This is a genomic window from Paracoccus spongiarum (assembly GCF_030732095.1).
Taxonomy (GTDB): Bacteria; Pseudomonadota; Alphaproteobacteria; order Rhodobacterales; family Rhodobacteraceae; genus Paracoccus; species Paracoccus spongiarum.
In genome coordinates, this window is sequence record NZ_JAVAMQ010000004.1 from 139311 (window position 1) to 153411 (window position 14101).

Annotated in this window: 12 protein-coding genes and 2 pseudogenes; 9 read left to right on the plus strand and 5 right to left on the minus strand. The window is 68.7% G+C overall.

All coding sequences use genetic code 11. The annotated features are described in order from the left end of the window. Positions 1 to 102: 102 nt before the first annotated feature. Positions 103 to 543 (minus strand): type II 3-dehydroquinate dehydratase, encoded by a 441-nt coding sequence (gene aroQ / locus Q5Y72_RS06005; protein ID WP_305962489.1) that lies wholly within the window; start codon positions 541 to 543, stop codon positions 103 to 105. Positions 544 to 670: 127 nt separating this feature from the next. Here aroQ and Q5Y72_RS06010 point away from each other — a divergent pair, with 127 nt between their 5' ends. Further along, positions 671 to 2248, plus strand: a complete 1578-nt coding sequence (locus Q5Y72_RS06010) for a hypothetical protein (RefSeq protein WP_305962490.1) — start codon at positions 671 to 673, stop codon at positions 2246 to 2248. A gap of 156 nt (positions 2249 to 2404) precedes the next feature. Continuing rightward, positions 2405 to 2614 (plus strand): frataxin family protein, encoded by a 210-nt coding sequence (locus Q5Y72_RS06015; protein WP_305962491.1) that lies wholly within the window; start codon positions 2405 to 2407, stop codon positions 2612 to 2614. 18 nt (positions 2615 to 2632) lie between these two features. Here Q5Y72_RS06015 and Q5Y72_RS06020 read toward each other — a convergent pair whose 3' ends face one another. Then, the gene (locus tag Q5Y72_RS06020) at positions 2633 to 3628 is read right to left on the minus strand and encodes a LacI family DNA-binding transcriptional regulator (protein WP_371930770.1); all 996 of its coding nucleotides are present in this window, start codon (positions 3626 to 3628) and stop codon (positions 2633 to 2635) included. A 107-nt stretch (positions 3629 to 3735) separates the two neighbouring features. On the opposite strand from Q5Y72_RS06020, the gene Q5Y72_RS06025 reads away from it, so the two are divergent. The 3 genes and pseudogenes from Q5Y72_RS06025 to Q5Y72_RS06035 form a co-directional block, all read left to right on the plus strand. Further along, positions 3736 to 4788 carry a sugar phosphate isomerase/epimerase family protein gene (locus tag Q5Y72_RS06025; protein WP_305962492.1) on the plus strand — a complete coding sequence of 351 codons (1053 nt, stop codon included), beginning with the start codon at positions 3736 to 3738 and terminating at the stop codon, positions 4786 to 4788. Then, positions 4785 to 5882: a Gfo/Idh/MocA family protein gene (locus Q5Y72_RS06030; protein ID WP_305962493.1), complete on the plus strand. Its 1098-nt coding sequence runs from the start codon at positions 4785 to 4787 to the stop codon at positions 5880 to 5882. Before Q5Y72_RS06025 ends, Q5Y72_RS06030 begins: the two co-directional genes overlap by 4 nt. Then, positions 5879 to 6949, plus strand: a pseudogene (locus tag Q5Y72_RS06035) (sugar ABC transporter ATP-binding protein); the annotation flags it as partial. The gene Q5Y72_RS06030 and the pseudogene Q5Y72_RS06035, both read left to right, overlap by 4 nt. A gap of 430 nt (positions 6950 to 7379) precedes the next feature. Here the strand turns inward: Q5Y72_RS06035 and Q5Y72_RS06040 are convergent. Beyond that, positions 7380 to 8429: an IS110 family RNA-guided transposase gene (locus tag Q5Y72_RS06040; RefSeq protein WP_305962494.1), complete on the minus strand. Its 1050-nt coding sequence runs from the start codon at positions 8427 to 8429 to the stop codon at positions 7380 to 7382. Between the two features lie 170 nt (positions 8430 to 8599). Here Q5Y72_RS06040 and Q5Y72_RS06045 point away from each other — a divergent pair. The 3 genes and pseudogenes from Q5Y72_RS06045 to Q5Y72_RS06055 form a co-directional block, all read left to right on the plus strand. After that, positions 8600 to 9016 (plus strand): annotated as a pseudogene (locus Q5Y72_RS06045) (ATP-binding cassette domain-containing protein); the annotation flags it as partial. Further along, positions 9013 to 9981 carry an ABC transporter permease gene (locus tag Q5Y72_RS06050; RefSeq protein WP_305962496.1) on the plus strand — a complete coding sequence of 323 codons (969 nt, stop codon included), beginning with the start codon at positions 9013 to 9015 and terminating at the stop codon, positions 9979 to 9981. The pseudogene Q5Y72_RS06045 and the gene Q5Y72_RS06050, both read left to right, overlap by 4 nt. Before the next feature lie 22 nt (positions 9982 to 10003). After that, a complete protein-coding gene (locus tag Q5Y72_RS06055; RefSeq protein WP_305962497.1) occupies positions 10004 to 10966 on the plus strand; it encodes an ABC transporter substrate-binding protein in 963 nt (320 codons plus the stop codon). A 30-nt stretch (positions 10967 to 10996) separates the two neighbouring features. On the opposite strand, the gene Q5Y72_RS06060 is transcribed toward Q5Y72_RS06055, so the two are convergent. Then, positions 10997 to 12124 carry an extracellular catalytic domain type 1 short-chain-length polyhydroxyalkanoate depolymerase gene (locus Q5Y72_RS06060; protein WP_305962498.1) on the minus strand — a complete coding sequence of 376 codons (1128 nt, stop codon included), beginning with the start codon at positions 12122 to 12124 and terminating at the stop codon, positions 10997 to 10999. Positions 12125 to 12364: 240 nt separating this feature from the next. On the opposite strand from Q5Y72_RS06060, the gene fahA reads away from it, so the two are divergent. Further along, positions 12365 to 13594, plus strand: a complete 1230-nt coding sequence (gene fahA / locus Q5Y72_RS06065; protein ID WP_305962499.1) for a fumarylacetoacetase — start codon at positions 12365 to 12367, stop codon at positions 13592 to 13594. On the opposite strand, the gene Q5Y72_RS06070 is transcribed toward fahA, so the two are convergent. Continuing rightward, the gene (locus Q5Y72_RS06070) at positions 13591 to 14028 is read right to left on the minus strand and encodes a MarR family winged helix-turn-helix transcriptional regulator (protein ID WP_305962500.1); all 438 of its coding nucleotides are present in this window, start codon (positions 14026 to 14028) and stop codon (positions 13591 to 13593) included. The genes fahA and Q5Y72_RS06070 overlap by 4 nt on opposite strands. Between the last annotated feature and the right edge of the window lie 73 nt (positions 14029 to 14101).

Here is a 14101-nt window from a genome sequence, read left to right on the forward strand (position 1 = left end):
CTCGTCAGGGCAGGGCCATCGCCGCCAAGCATAAGGGCGGCGTGGCGATGCAGCGACATGTAAAATGGTCGTATGGACGCTGCGCCGGCCACCCTTGCGGGGTCAGGCGGGCGCGGCTGTCAGCGCCACGATGCGCCGGACGGCCGCGACATAGCCATCAAGGCCCAGCCCCGCGATGACCCCGTCGGCGCGCAGCGAGACGTAGGAATGGTGGCGGAACGCCTCGCGCTTGTGGACCTGGCTGATATGGACTTCGATCACCGGCCCCTCGAAGGCGTTCAGCGCGTCGAGGATCGCGACCGAGGTATGGGTCAGCGCGGCGGGGTTGATGACGATGCCGCAGGCGGTGTCGCGGGCCTCGTGGATCCAGTCGACGATCTGGCCCTCCCAGTTCGATTGCAACAGCCGGATCTGGTGGCGGTCGCCCGCCGCCTCGCGGCACATCCGTTCGACATCGGCCAGCGTCTCGCGGCCATAGATTTCGGGCTGGCGCTTGCCCAGCAGGTTGAGGTTCGGGCCGTTCAGCACCTGGATTGTCTTCATGCGTCCCCCGTCAGGCAGTCATGCCGGTCACAGCGCGCCGATCATAACGCCTGGCCCGGGATTGATAAGGCGCAAAGCGCCGCTTACGGTCCGCGCGCGCCTGTTGTGCGCGGGAAGGCCGGTCGCGATGGCACGTTTGTTCAGCACCTCCAGCAGCGCGCTTGGCGCGACCTCGGCGATTCTCGCGGCATCGGTCCTGTACAGCCTGATCCCGCTGGCGATGACGGCGGGCGGCGCCGATCTGGCGGTGCATCTGGGGGCGATCCTGCCGATCCTGCTGGGTCTGCTGTCGATTCCGGCGATCTTCGCGCTGCACCTTGGCGGGGCCTTCCGGCAGATCGTCACCGATCTGCGGCTCAGCGCACTGATGCTGGCCAACGCTGCCTGCCTCGTCCTCAGCTTCGTGCTGCTGAGCGCGGCGCTGGCTTCGGGGCGGCATGTCGCCAGCGTCATCATCGCCGAGACCTGGCCCTTCTTCGCGGCGCTGACGATGCAGTATCTGCGCCGCCAGCGGGTCCAGTCGCTGAGCGCGGGGGACCTGTTCTGGGGGCTGGTGTCGGTCGCCGGCGTTGCATTGGTCATGCGTGGCGAATTCAACGCGGCCCCGGTCCTGACGCGCGGCCATCCGGCGGCGCCCGATTTCGGGGGAAACTGGCTCAGCGGATATGCCGGGCCCTCGGGAACCCTGCTGCTGGCCGGTGCCGCTGCCGTCGCAATGGGGCTCGCCGTGTCGCTGAAGGCGCGGATCGCCGACATCCTTCTGCAGCGTCACGACATCGGCCCGTTCCGCGGTTACGCCATCATCCAGGCCTATTTCCTGCCGGTCGGCCTTCTGGCCCTGCCGTTCCTGTCGCTGCGCCCGGTCAGCATCGGGGCGGGCGATCTGGTGCCCGTGGCGCTCGTGGCGCTGCTGAACGTGGCCTCGTCGATCGCCTTCACCATCGGCACGCTGCGCATGACCCATGCCTCGCAGACCTATGTGTCGTTCTTTTCGCCGCTGTTCGCGATGATCTGGCTCAGCGTCGCGCACTGGACCATCCCGGTCGAGGATCAGCTGCTGGGCATCAGCTTCCTGCTGGGCTCGAACCTGATGGTCGCGCTGAAGCAGGATCTCAGCATCGCGCTGCGCGGGATGATCGCGGGGTTGCTGCTGGTCGGGGCGGCCTGCCACATGACGCCGCCCGTCGAATCCGAGAACTATTTCGAGGTGGTCGCCGCGCTGTCGGTCTTTTTCGTGGTCTATTTCGTGTTCGTGATGGAGTTGCTGGTCCGCTGGGGGGACGAGGAACTGCTGCTGCGGGTCGAGTTGAGCCATCCCGGCGATCCCGGCAACGCCGCGCTGCTGGGATCACTGGCGCATCGGCTGCGGGCGCTGTCGACGCGGCAGGTCTATTTCGGCCATGTCGCGGTGATGGTGCTGATCTTCCTGGCCAGCGCGACGGTCGGGGTCTTCGCGCGGCCCGAGGGCTGGGTCTTCAGCCTGTTCGTGACGCTGTATGTCTCGGCGATGCTGTATTCGGTGCTGCTGGTGATCGTGTCGGTCCGGGCGCGGCGGAACCGGTCGCAGGCCGAGGGGCTGGAACGGGGCGGCCATGACGGCAGCCTGCGCGGCTTGCGCGACGAGCCCGACCGTCAGGACCTGGTGATGCTGACCATGCTGGCCACGATCATCATCCTGCTGGATATGCTGGTGTTCATCCGCTGACGGGGTGGCCGCGCCGTGCATGGTGTGGCGACGGGTCGCGGGGTTGTGAACGGAATCGCCCTTGTGAATGACGCGCATTCGCGCCCAAGGCGAATTTTTTGGCGACAACGGCCGGTCCGCGGGCTTAATTGACCATGCGGCAAGAAGGAGACTCAGATGATTGCAGCATGCAATGAGCGCAAGCTGGCGGACGCCGAGTTCAGCAGGGACATGGTGGAAACCATGCTGCAATATTTCGATGCCTATGCGGATGGGGGCGTGCTGACGGTCGAGGTCCGCGAGGGCGGACTGTGGCTGCCCAACCCGGTCACGGGCGGCCGGCAGTTCCTGGGTCTGGCCAAGCTGCCGGGCTATCTGCGCCACTGATCGCGCCGGGTCGGGGGATCAGCCGGCCGGCCCGGTCGTCTCGCGCAGCATCAGCCGCGGCGCCAGCAGCGTCACCGGCGCGACCTCCTGCCCCTCGATCCGTGCCAGGATCACCCGCGCCGCCTGACGGCCGATGTCGCGCTTGGGCTGGCGGATCGTCGTCAGCGCCGGTGACAGATGCGAGACAAGGTCAATATCGTCGAAGCCGATGATCGACACATCGCGCGGCGCGGCCAGACCGGCCCGTTGCAGGCTGGCCATGAAGGCGCAGGCCATCTCGTCCGACAGGGCAAAGACCGCGCCGGGCCGGTCGGGCATCGCCTGCCAGGCCTCGGCGGCCTTGCGCCCGGCGGCCAGGCTGAAATCGCCGGGAAACAGCGTCAGCCGCCCGCCCGCCAGTGCCGCCCGCGCGCCCGCCAGCCGCGCCTGATGCAGCACGTTGCCGGCCGGTCCGCCGATCACGCCGATGTGGCGATGCCCGAGGTCTCGCAGATGCGCGACGGCGATGCGCCCGCCCTCGCGATTGTCCAGCATGACCCGCGGCAGGTCGGCGCCCTCGATCCATTCGCAGGCGGTGATCAGCGGCGGCAGGTCCTGCCCCTGGCCCAGCCGGCCAAGCGGCACCAGCCCGTCCAGCAGGATGATGCCGTCCGCGCGGGACGGATCAAGAAACCGCTCCAGCGTGCGGTGCCTGCCCGCGTCTTCCAGCGTGTCGGCGATCAGCAGGTCATAGCCCGCCGCCGCAAGTTCCCGACCCATGCCATCAAGGATCTTGGCGAAGAACGGGTTGCCGAGATTCGGCACCAGCGCCACGACGCAGCCGGTCCGCTGCTTGCGCAGATTCCGGGCGGCATGATTCATCCGGTAGCCGCTGGCCATGACCGCCGCCAGCACGGCCTCGCGGGTGGCGGGCGCGACAAGGCCCGGATTGGACAGCACGCGGCTGACGGTCGAGGCCGACACCCCCGCCAGCCGCGCCACATCCGACAGTCGCGCCCGTCCGGGCATGGCCATGCGCCTCTCCATGCCGGGCAGGTTACGCGCGGAGTCGCGGGGCCGGCAAGAAAATGTTTGAAATCGATTGCAGTCCCGTGCAAGCTGCGCGGCGGGGAGGCTTCGACATGCAGACGATCAAGGGGCCTGCGCTGTTTCTGGCGCAGTTCATCGGCGATGCCGCACCGTTCGACAGCTGGGCGGGGCTGACAGGCTGGGCCGCCGGCTGCGGCTATCGGGGCGTTCAGGTGCCCACCGGCGATGCGCGCATCCTCGATCTTGCCAGGGCCGAGACCTCGGCGGACTACCGCGACGACTTCCTGGGCACCGCGCGCGACAATGGCGTTGCGGTGACCGAGCTTTCGGCCCATCTGCAGGGTCAGCTTGTCGCCGTTCATCCGGCCTATGATGCGGGCTTCGATGCCTTCGCGCCCGCCGCGCTGCGCGGCAATCCGGCCGCGCGGCAGGAATGGGCCGTCGATCAGGTGGCCCGCGCCATCCGCGTCAGCCGCCTTCTGGGGCTGGACCGCATGGCGACCTTTTCCGGCGCGCTCGCCTGGCCCTATCTCTACCCCTGGCCGCAGCGGGCGCCGGGGCTGGTCGAGGCTGCCTTCGACGCGCTGGCGGCGCGCTGGCGGCCGCTGCTGGACCTGGCCGAGGATCACGGCGTCGATCTGTGCTACGAGATCCATCCCGGCGAGGATCTGCATGACGGCGCCAGCTTCGAGATGTTCCTGGACCGCGTGAACGGGCATCCGCGCGCCAACATGCTGTACGACCCGTCGCATTATCTGCTGCAGCAGCTGGACTACCTGCAGAACATCGACCTGTATCACGACCGCATCCGCATGTTCCACGTCAAGGATGCCGAATTTCGCCCGACCGGCCGGCAGGGCGTCTATGGCGGCTACCAGCCCTGGGCGGCGCGGGCCGGACGGTTCCGCAGCCCCGGCGACGGGCAGGTGGATTTCGGCGCGATCTTCTCGCGGCTGACCCAATACGGCTTTGACGGCTGGGCGGTGGTCGAATGGGAATGCGCGCTGAAGCATCCCGAGGACGGCGCCCGCGAGGGGGCGGCCTTCGTGCGCGACCACATCATCCGCGTGACCCCGCATGCCTTCGACGATTTCGCGGCAAGTGCGGTGGATGGCGACGCGATCAGAAAGGCGCTTGGATTATGAAGCCCATTCCCCTTGGCATGGTCGGCGGCGGCAGCGGCGCCTTCATCGGCGCAGTCCACCGGATCGCCGCGCGCATCGACGGGCAGTTCCGGCTGGTGGCCGGCGCCCTGTCCTCGGACCCCGCGCGCGCCGATGCCAGCGCGCGCGAACTGGGTCTGGCCCGCAGCTATGCCAGCTTTGACGAGATGGCCGAGGCCGAGGCGGCGCGGCAGGACGGCATCGCGGCTGTGGCGATCGTGACGCCGAACCACATGCATGCGGCCCCCGCCGTGGCCTTCCTGAAGGCCGGCATCCATGTCATCTGCGACAAGCCGCTGGCCGCCACGGCCGCGCAGGCGGCCGAGATCGCCGAGGCCGCGCGGTCCTCGCGGGCGCGGTTCTTCCTGACCCACAACTACAGCGCCATGCCGATGATCCGCGAGGCGCGGGCGCTGGTGGCCGAGGGCGCGCTGGGCGAAGTCCGGCTGGTGCAGGCCGAATATCTGCAGGGCTGGCTGGCCGATCCGGCCTCGGGAAAGCAGGCCGAATGGCGCACCGACCCGGCGCGGGCCGGGGCTGGGGCGCTGGGCGACATCGGCACCCATGCCTGGCAGCTGGCCCAGTTCGTGACCGGCCAGACCCCCGCGCATCTGTCGGCCGAGCTGTCCAGCGTGGTGCCGGGCCGCCCGGTCGATGACGACGCCCGGATCGCGCTGCGCTATGCCGGGGGCGCCAAGGGCGGCATCTGGGTCAGCCAGGTCGCGGTCGGGCAGGAAAACGGCGTCTCGTTGCGGGTGTTCGGCACCAGGGCGGCGCTGGAATGGCGGCTTGACGCCTCGGAGCGGCTGATCCTGTCGCCCAAGGACGGTCCCGCGCGGCTGCTGACCCGCGCGCAGGACCGCAGTGCCTCGTCGCGGACACCGCCCGGCCATCCCGAGGGCTATCTGGAAGGGTTTGCGAACCTCTATGCCGACATCGCGGCGATCATCAACGGCGATGTCGGCCCTCTCGACCGGGTGCCGGGGCTGGACGCCGGCCTGTCCGGCATGGCCTTCATCGCCGCCGCGCAGGCCTCGTCGGCGCGCGACGGCGCCTGGGTCGAGGTCGCGCCATGAGCCTGCTGGCGCTGCGCGATGTCTCGAAAAGCTTCGGGCCGATCGAGGTGCTGCACAACGTCGATCTGGCGCTTGAGCCGGGCGAAGTGCACGCGCTGATCGGCGAGAACGGCGCCGGCAAGTCCACGATCATGAAGATCCTCGGCGGTTTCCTTGATCCCAGCGCGGGCGAGATCCTGATGGACGGCGCACCGCTGCGTTTCGCCGGCGGGCCCGAGGCCGAGGCGCGCGGCATCGTGGTGATCCATCAGGAGTTCAACCTGGCGCCCGATCTCGGCGTCGCCGCCAACATCTTTCTGGGCCGTGAGGCGGGGGGCTGGCGGCTGGATCTCGCAGCGATGCGCCGCCAGACCGCGGCGCTGCTGCAACGGCTGGACTGCGCGATCCCGCCCGATGCGCTGATCGGCGAGCTGTCGGTGCCCGACCGCCAGATGGTCGAGATCGCCAAGGCGCTGTCGCGCAATGCCCGCGTGCTGATCATGGACGAGCCAAGCGCCGTGCTGACCCACCGCGAGGTCGGCACGCTTTACGCGCAGATCGACCGGCTGCGGGCCGAGGGCGTCGCGATCCTCTACTGTTCGCACCGGCTGGACGAGGTGGCGCATCTGGCCGACCGCATCACCGTGCTGCGCGACGGCCGGGTGGTGCGGCAGGCGCTGCGCGGCGAGTTGACCGAGGACGACATGGCCACCGCCATGGTCGGGCGCGAATTGCAGGACTTCTATCCGCCCAAGGGGCAGCCGGGCGGCGCCCTGGCGCTCGAGGTTCGCGGGCTGAGCGTGCCGGGCCGGGTGCGCGATGTCTCCCTGAGCCTGCGCGAGTGCGAGGTGCTGGGCATCGCGGGGCTGGTCGGGTCGGGCCGGACCGAACTGGCCGAGGGGATCGTCGGGCTGCGCCCGGCCAGCGGCGAGATCCGGGTGGCGGGCCGCCCGGTCGCGATCCGCGAACTGCGCGACGCCTTCGCGGCGGGTCTGGCCTACCTGACCGAGGATCGCAAGGAGGCCGGCCTGCTGCTGGACAAGGGCCTGCGCGAGAACCTGACGCTGGCCACGCTGGACCGCTTTGGCGGCTTCCATAATGGGGCGGGAGTAGTCAAGCGCCGTGGAACACGAAGAAGTTGAACGCGAAATGGTAGCCCATTCGCGGCACGAAGGCGCTGGCAGCGCGGAGACGTCATGGATCGAAGCGGTGCCAGCGCCTGGTCAATCTGTCGATGCCTGTGCGGTTCGGCCCGTGACCTGACGTTTCTGGGATGCCGATTGGTCGTTCCCGGCTCGGGATGTCGCTTCCATCCGAGGTCGGCGCAGATGGCCGCCTCTCCATGCCTGGTTCAAGTGCGGTTCCCGCGTGCCAATCTGAACTGCGCTCTCGGACAGGGTCCGGATGCAAGCCGCCAGGCGGCATCGTCGGGAACCGCGTCCCGGTCGGGACCTCGGCAAGCCATGGCGGCCATGCCCGGCCTGTTCCTCCTGTTCTGGGTTTCCTGCCGAACGGCTTTCAGCAGGTGCGTAGCGTCATCGCCGCCATAGCCTCATCGCGGGTGAAACGGAATTCCGTCCCGTCGCGCCACATGCGGTGCAGCACTACACCGATCCGTCGGGCCAGCGCGACCGTGGCGCGCTTCTTGCCGCGACGCGCAGCCACCCTCAGCGCCCATGCCTTGAGCCAGCTCGGCGCGCTTCGGCACAACACCGCATTCGCGGCCTGATAGAGCGCCGTGCGCAGGGCGGCATCCCCGGCCCTCGTGATCCGGCCGATGACATCCCGCTCACCGGACTGGGTGCGCCGCGGTGTCAGGCCCGCCCAAGGGCCGATATCTTTCGACGAGTGAAACCGCTCGGGATCATCCACCGCCGTGCGCATGGTCAACGCCACAACCGCGCCAACCCCCGGCATTGTCATCATCAACCGGCAGTCAGGATCCGTCTTGGCCAGATCGCGCAGCAGCTTCTCCAGCCCGGCGAGTTCCTTCCGCAATTCCTCTCGGGCGCGCAGGACGGGTGCGGCAGCCCGTTCCAGCATCAGGTTGCCGTCGACCAACTCACGGACCCGCGCCTCGAAGCGGACCTTCGTCAGCGCGCCCATCTTGAGGCCGAAGTTGCGCAGCACGCCGCGCAGCGAAAGCTCGAGGTTGATCAGGGTCTGCTGGAGCAATTTGCGCGTGCTCAGAACGGCCCGCATCTCCTGCGCCGAGACCGACTTGCAGTGGACCGGCCTGAACCATCCCATCTGCAAGAGTCGGGCAATACCTTCGGCATCCCGGCGATCGGTCTTGATCGGCATCGCCTTCAGGGCGCCCTTCACCTGCCGCGTCTCCAGCAGCACGACGGTGAAACCGGCACCACTCATGTGCAGGTGCAGCCATTGCGAAAGCGGGCCGGCCTCGAGACCGACAACCACAACCTTGCCGGGCAGCGTACGCAGGACCGCGATCAGCGCCTCCGGCTCGCTGTCGACCTTCGCCTCCTTCACCACCTTGCCATGCGCATTCAGGGCGCAGAGCGCCGTGCTTGCCAGCGAGACATCAAGAGCAATAAACAGATCCATGTCGTTGTCCTTCTTCCTGACCAGGGAATTGGGGCGCGCCTCGCGGCATGACCCCGTCGACACGCCAGCCGTGTCAGGGACAACGACACCTCACCTCCCGCCAGCCATCAAGACGTCAAACCACGCATCAAGATGCCCAGACAGTGCCGACTCGCACCGAGCCCCATTACGGCATCTGGCGGCTGGATGTCGCGGCCGAGACCGCCGCGCTGGACCGCGCCACCGAGGATTTCGACATCCGCGCGCCAAGCCGCGAGATCGTGGCCGGCAAGCTGTCGGGCGGCAACCAGCAAAAGCTGCTGCTGGCCAAGACCATGCTGCCGGACCCGCGCATCATCATCATCGACGAACCCACGCGCGGCATCGATGTGGGCACCAAGCAGCAGATCTATGCCTTCATCCGCAAGCTGGCCGCCGAGGGCCGCAGCGTCATCGTCATCAGCAGCGAGATGACCGAGGTGATCGGCCTGTCGGACAGGGTGCTGGTGATGCGCGAGGGGCGGCTGGCCGGCGAATTGACCGGCGACCGGCTGACCGAGGACCGAATCGTGCGCCTTGCGATGGGCGTGAACAGCGAGGCCGCATGAAGATCGACCTGCATACCCTCGGACCTCTGGTGGCGCTGATCGCGCTGGTGATCCTGGGCGCGGCGCTGAACAGCGCGTTCCTGGCCCCTGCCAACATCACCAATGTCCTCGCGCGGTCGGCCTTCATCGGGCTGATCGCGGTGGGCATGACCTTCGTCATCACCGCGGGCGGGCTGGATCTGTCGGTGGGCTCGATGGCCGCCTTCCTGGCCGGCATCGCGATCATCGCCATGAACGCCGCGCTGCCGGGCACCGGCGAGAACTGGGGCACCATCCTGATCGGGATGGGCGTGGCGATCATGGGCGGGGTGCTGGCCGGCTATCTCAACGGCGCGCTGATCACAAAGGCCCGGATCGAGCCCTTCATCGTCACCCTGGGAACGATGGGCATCTTCCGGTCGCTGGTGACCTGGCTTGCCGATGGCGGCACGCTGAGCCTCGAATACGGGCTGCGGACGCTGTACCGGCCGGTCTATTACGGCGGCCTCGGCTGGATCACCTGGCCGATCATCGCCTTCGCCATCGTCGCGGTCGCCGGCGAATGGGTCATGCGCCACAGCCGCTTTGGCCGCCATGTCGAGGCGATCGGGTCGAACGACCGGGTTGCGCGCTATTCGGCCATCGACGTGAACCGGGTGCGGCTGCTGACCTATGTGCTGCTGGGCGTCCTCGTCGGGCTGGCGGTGGTGCTGTATGTGCCGCGCCTCGGCTCGGCCTCGGGCTCGACCGGCGTGCTGTGGGAGCTTGAGGCGATCGCCGCCGTCATCATCGGCGGCACCGCGCTGAAGGGCGGGCGCGGGCGCGTCTGGGGGACAGTGGTCGGCGTGCTGATCATGTCGCTGATCGACAACATCCTGAATCTGGCCGATCTGGTCAGCCCCTATCTGAACGGGGCGATCCAGGGGGTCATCATCGTCCTTGCTGTCGTGTTGCAGCGGGAAAAGCGCACCGCCGACGAGCGGTGAGACAAACGGGGAGGAAAGAAGCATGAAACGCAGAAGCCTGATGAAATCGGCGGCCGTCATCGCGGTGCTGGGATTTGCCGGCGCGCCGGTCTTCGCGCAGGACGACGCCAAGACGATCATCGGCGTGTCGATCCCGTCGGCCACCCATGGCTTCATGGGTGGGCTGAACTGGCACGCGCAGGACAGCATCGACCGTCTCAGCGCCGCCTATCCGCAGCTGGAATTCGTGCTGGCGACGGCCGGCGATGCCGCCAAGCAGGTCAACGACATCGAGGACATGATGGCGACCCGCAACATCGACGGGCTGGTCGTGCTGCCCTTCGAATCCGAACCGCTGACCGCGCCGGTCAAGGCGGTCAAGGATGCCGGCAAGTTCGTGACCGTCGTTGATCGCGGCCTGTCGCAGGAGGGGATCGAGGATCTGTATGTCGCCGGCGACAACACCGCCTTCGGGCGCGTGGCGGGCGAGTATTTCCGCGACAATCTCGAGGATGGCGCCAAGGTGGTGGTGCTGCGCGGCATTCCCACGACGCTGGACAACGAGCGGGTCGAGGCCTTCCAGGCCGCGCTGGAGGGCTCGGGCGTCGAGATCCTGGACATGCAGCACGGCAACTGGAACCGTGACGACGCCTTTGCCGTGATGCAGGACTTCCTGGCGAAGTATCCCCAGATCGATGCGGTCTGGGCGGCCGATGACGACATGGCGATCGGCGTGATGGAGGCCATCGCGGCCGCCAACCGCAGCGAGGAGATGTGGGTGATCGGCGGCGCCGGCATGAAGGAGATCGTCAAGCGGATCATGGACAAGGACCCGCAACTGCCGGTCAACGTCACCTACCCGCCGGCGCTGATCTCGTCGGCGATCGAGATGACGGCGCTGAACTTCGTGTCGGGCGCGCCGATGGTCGGCCGCTTCATCATCGCCAGCCAGCTGATCACGCCCGAGAACGCCGAGCGGTTCTATTTCCCCGACAGCCCGTTCTGACCAGGAGGACGGCGGGCGTCGCGCCCGCCGTCACCCCCCGGGCGCGGCCGGCCCCGCGCGTCGTGCGGACAGCCGGTGGCGCAGGAAGAACCGCACCATCTCGCGCGAGGCGTCGGGCCCGGCCGGATCGGTGAAGCGGCCCCGGGACGAGCCGCCCGACCACGCATGGCCGGATGCGGTCACGCTCCAATGCTCGACACAGGGGCGGCCCTTGCCGATCCGGTGGACGGTCTTCACATAGGCCCGGCCCTGCGCCACCTGGCCGGCCGTCTCGGTGCGGCGCAGCGCGGCATAGGGCTCGACCGCGCGGATGGCGATCAGCCGACCGTTGCGCGGATGCACGACGCGGTCGGCGCTGCCATGGAAGGCGATGGTGGGCACCGCGGTGCTGCGTCGCTGCCCCGGATTGCCGCGCTGCATGGCGATCACCGCCGAGGCATTGTCGCGCGCCGCCCCGACCGGCAGGCCGGAATGCGCCCCGACCGCCGCGAAGAGGTCGGGATGGGTCTCGGCAAGGACCAGCGCGGCCGAGGCGCCCGCCGACAGTCCGGCGACATAGACGCGGGCCGGGTCGGCATGGTGGCGCGACAGAACATGCCGGGTCAGCGCGGCCAGCAGCGCCGGCTCGCCCGCCTCGCGGCCCTGATCGGCGGGGCGGAACCAGTTCCAGCAGCGGCCCGGATGCGCCTCGCGCGGCTGCTGCGGATAGACCACCAGCAGGCCGCGTTCCTCGGCGATGGCATTCATGCCGGTGCCGCGCGCGAAATCGTCGGGCGTCTGGCCGCAGCCATGCAGCATCACCAGCACGGGCAGCGGAGTCACCGACGCCGCGGCACAGCCGGGGATAAAGACTTTGTAGCGCCGCTCGCCATGCTCGCAGCGGAACACCGCCGACCGGAAGGATGACCCCCGCATCGGCGCCGCATCGGCGGCGCGCCTGAGGGGCTTGGACCCAGCGATCCTGGCCGCCGGCGTTGCCGCGGGTTTTCGCCGCGGCTTGGGCTTGGGTGGCGCCTTGCGCTTGGCCTGCGATACCAGCGCGGCGGCCGGAACCGCAAGACCCATCGCCGCGCCCAGCAGGCCCGCCATCGTGCCGGCGGCCCTGCCGCTGCCGCGACGCCGCTTGCGCAGGCGTCCTGAACTGAAGAAGCCGGCCATCGAACCCCCGAGGCTGTGATGCGATGGGGGTGCCACGGACCGTCCCGCACGGCAATCGTCAAACGTGCCGCGCGCCCACACAAGCGCGTTCCCCTGCCTCGCAGGCGGGCAGCGGCGGCGTTGCGCAGAATATTGTTGCAATTGAAACGAAATTTGCTATCCAGCCGGCGACCCCGGCGGGCTGGAGGACAGGGCACGTCCTGCCGGAGGGGGCGAGGCACCAGCAGACAGGGGGTGGGTATGCCGAAGGATCAGACCGGATTGCGCAGCTGGCTCGCGGCCGCGAATGAGGAGGGCTGCGATTTCCCCATCCAGAACCTGCCCTATGGTGTGTTCTCGGTCGGTGACGCGGCGCCGACCTGCGGGGTGGCCATCGGCGACCGGATCGTCGATCTGGCTGCCTGCGAGGCGCGCGGCCTGCTGGAGGCCGACGGGACGTTCTCCGCGCCGCAGCTGAACGATTTCATCGCGCTTGGCCGCCCCAGGTGGGAAGCAGTGCGGGCCCGCCTGACCGCCCTGCTGGCCGAGGACGGCGACCGCGACCTGCCCACCGTGGCCATGTCCGCGGCGCGGCTGCATTTGCCGATCCGGGTCAGCGAATTCACCGATTTCTACGCTTCGCGCAATCATGCCTTCAATGTCGGCGTGCTGTTCCGCGGCCCAGAGAACGCGCTGCCGCCGCAGTGGACGCACATGCCCATCGGCTATAACGGCCGGGCCTCGTCGGTGGTGGTGTCGGGGACGCCGATCCGCCGGCCGATGGGACAGGTGCGTGGCGAGGCGGGGCCGGAATGGACCGCCTGCCGACGGCTTGATCTGGAACTGGAACTGGGCGCGATCGTCGGCGCCGACAGCGTCATGGGCCAGCGCATCGGCGTCGACGAGGCTGAGGGGATGATCTTCGGCTATGTCCTGCTGAACGACTGGTCGGCCCGCGACATCCAGGCGTGGGAATACCAGCCGCTGGGACCGTTCCAGTCGAAGGCGCTTGGCACCACCATCGGGCCTTGGATCGTCACGCAGGCCGCGCTGGAACCGTTCCGCTGCGCCGGTGCGCCGCGCGACAACGAGATCCTGCCCTATCTGCGCGAGGAGCGCCCCGGCTTTTACGACCTGACGATCGGCTGGACGATGAACGGCCAGCAGATGTGCCGTACCAATTACAACGTAATGTACTGGTCCAGCGCGCAGCAGATCGCGCATCACGGCGTCTCGGGCTGTCCGATGCGGGTGGGCGACCTGCTGGGATCGGGCACGATCTCGGGACCCGCGCCCGACCAGACCGGCGCGCTGCTGGAAATGACCGAGGGCGGCAAGCGCCCGGTCATGGTCCATGGCGAACCGCGCAGCTTCATCGAGGATGGCGACGAGATCGGGCTTTACGCCCATGCGCAGGGCCAGGGCTACCGCATCGGCTTCGGCCCCTGCACCGGGCGCATCCTGCCCGCGACCGACGACCGGCCGGCCTAGTCCGGCCGCGCGCCCAGCCGGGCAAGGGCGCGATCCAGCGCCTCGGCATCCTCGCCCAGTTCGGCGACCAGCTCGGCCTGGAAGGCCTGTGCGCTGCGGCCCAGCCGCTGCATCAGCTCGCGGCCCTTGGCGGTCAGCTCCAGCGCGACCAGCCGCCGGTCCTGGTCATGGCCGGCCTTGCTGACCAGCCCGACCTGTTCCAGTCGCGTCGCCGCGCGGCTGACCATCGACTTGTCCAGATTCACGCGGGCATGGATGTCGCGGACGCTGACCGAGCCGGAATGGTTCAGATGTGCCATCACCCGCCATTCGGGGATGCTGAGGCCCGCCTCGGCCGCATAGCGTTCGGCGAATCGGCGGCTGATGCGCGTGGCGGCGACGCTCAGCCGGTAGGGCAGGAACAGGTCAAGGCGGAACGGATCATGGGCGCTCATGCGCCAAGATCAGCAGAAATTCCCCGCCGCGGCAATCGCGAAGGCCCGCGCCGCTTGACATCGTTGCAAATGC

Excerpts from the sequence above, each read along its gene's own strand:
- Q5Y72_RS06025 (WP_305962492.1), top strand. The coding sequence starts at position 3,736 with ATGCAGACGATCAAGGGGCCTGCGCTGTTTCTGGCGCAGTTCATCGGC.
- fahA (WP_305962499.1), top strand. The coding sequence starts at position 12,365 with ATGCCGAAGGATCAGACCGGATTGCGCAGCTGGCTCGCGGCCGCGAAT.
- Q5Y72_RS06070 (WP_305962500.1), bottom strand. The coding sequence starts at position 14,028 with ATGAGCGCCCATGATCCGTTCCGCCTTGACCTGTTCCTGCCCTACCGG.
- Q5Y72_RS06030 (WP_305962493.1), top strand. The coding sequence starts at position 4,785 with ATGAAGCCCATTCCCCTTGGCATGGTCGGCGGCGGCAGCGGCGCCTTC.
- Q5Y72_RS06060 (WP_305962498.1), bottom strand. The coding sequence starts at position 12,124 with ATGGCCGGCTTCTTCAGTTCAGGACGCCTGCGCAAGCGGCGTCGCGGC.
- aroQ (WP_305962489.1), bottom strand. The coding sequence starts at position 543 with ATGAAGACAATCCAGGTGCTGAACGGCCCGAACCTCAACCTGCTGGGC.
- Q5Y72_RS06015 (WP_305962491.1), top strand. The coding sequence starts at position 2,405 with ATGATTGCAGCATGCAATGAGCGCAAGCTGGCGGACGCCGAGTTCAGC.
- Q5Y72_RS06020 (WP_371930770.1), bottom strand. The coding sequence starts at position 3,628 with ATGGCCATGCCCGGACGGGCGCGACTGTCGGATGTGGCGCGGCTGGCG.
- Q5Y72_RS06055 (WP_305962497.1), top strand. The coding sequence starts at position 10,004 with ATGAAACGCAGAAGCCTGATGAAATCGGCGGCCGTCATCGCGGTGCTG.
- Q5Y72_RS06050 (WP_305962496.1), top strand. The coding sequence starts at position 9,013 with ATGAAGATCGACCTGCATACCCTCGGACCTCTGGTGGCGCTGATCGCG.
- Q5Y72_RS06040 (WP_305962494.1), bottom strand. The coding sequence starts at position 8,429 with ATGGATCTGTTTATTGCTCTTGATGTCTCGCTGGCAAGCACGGCGCTC.
- Q5Y72_RS06010 (WP_305962490.1), top strand. The coding sequence starts at position 671 with ATGGCACGTTTGTTCAGCACCTCCAGCAGCGCGCTTGGCGCGACCTCG.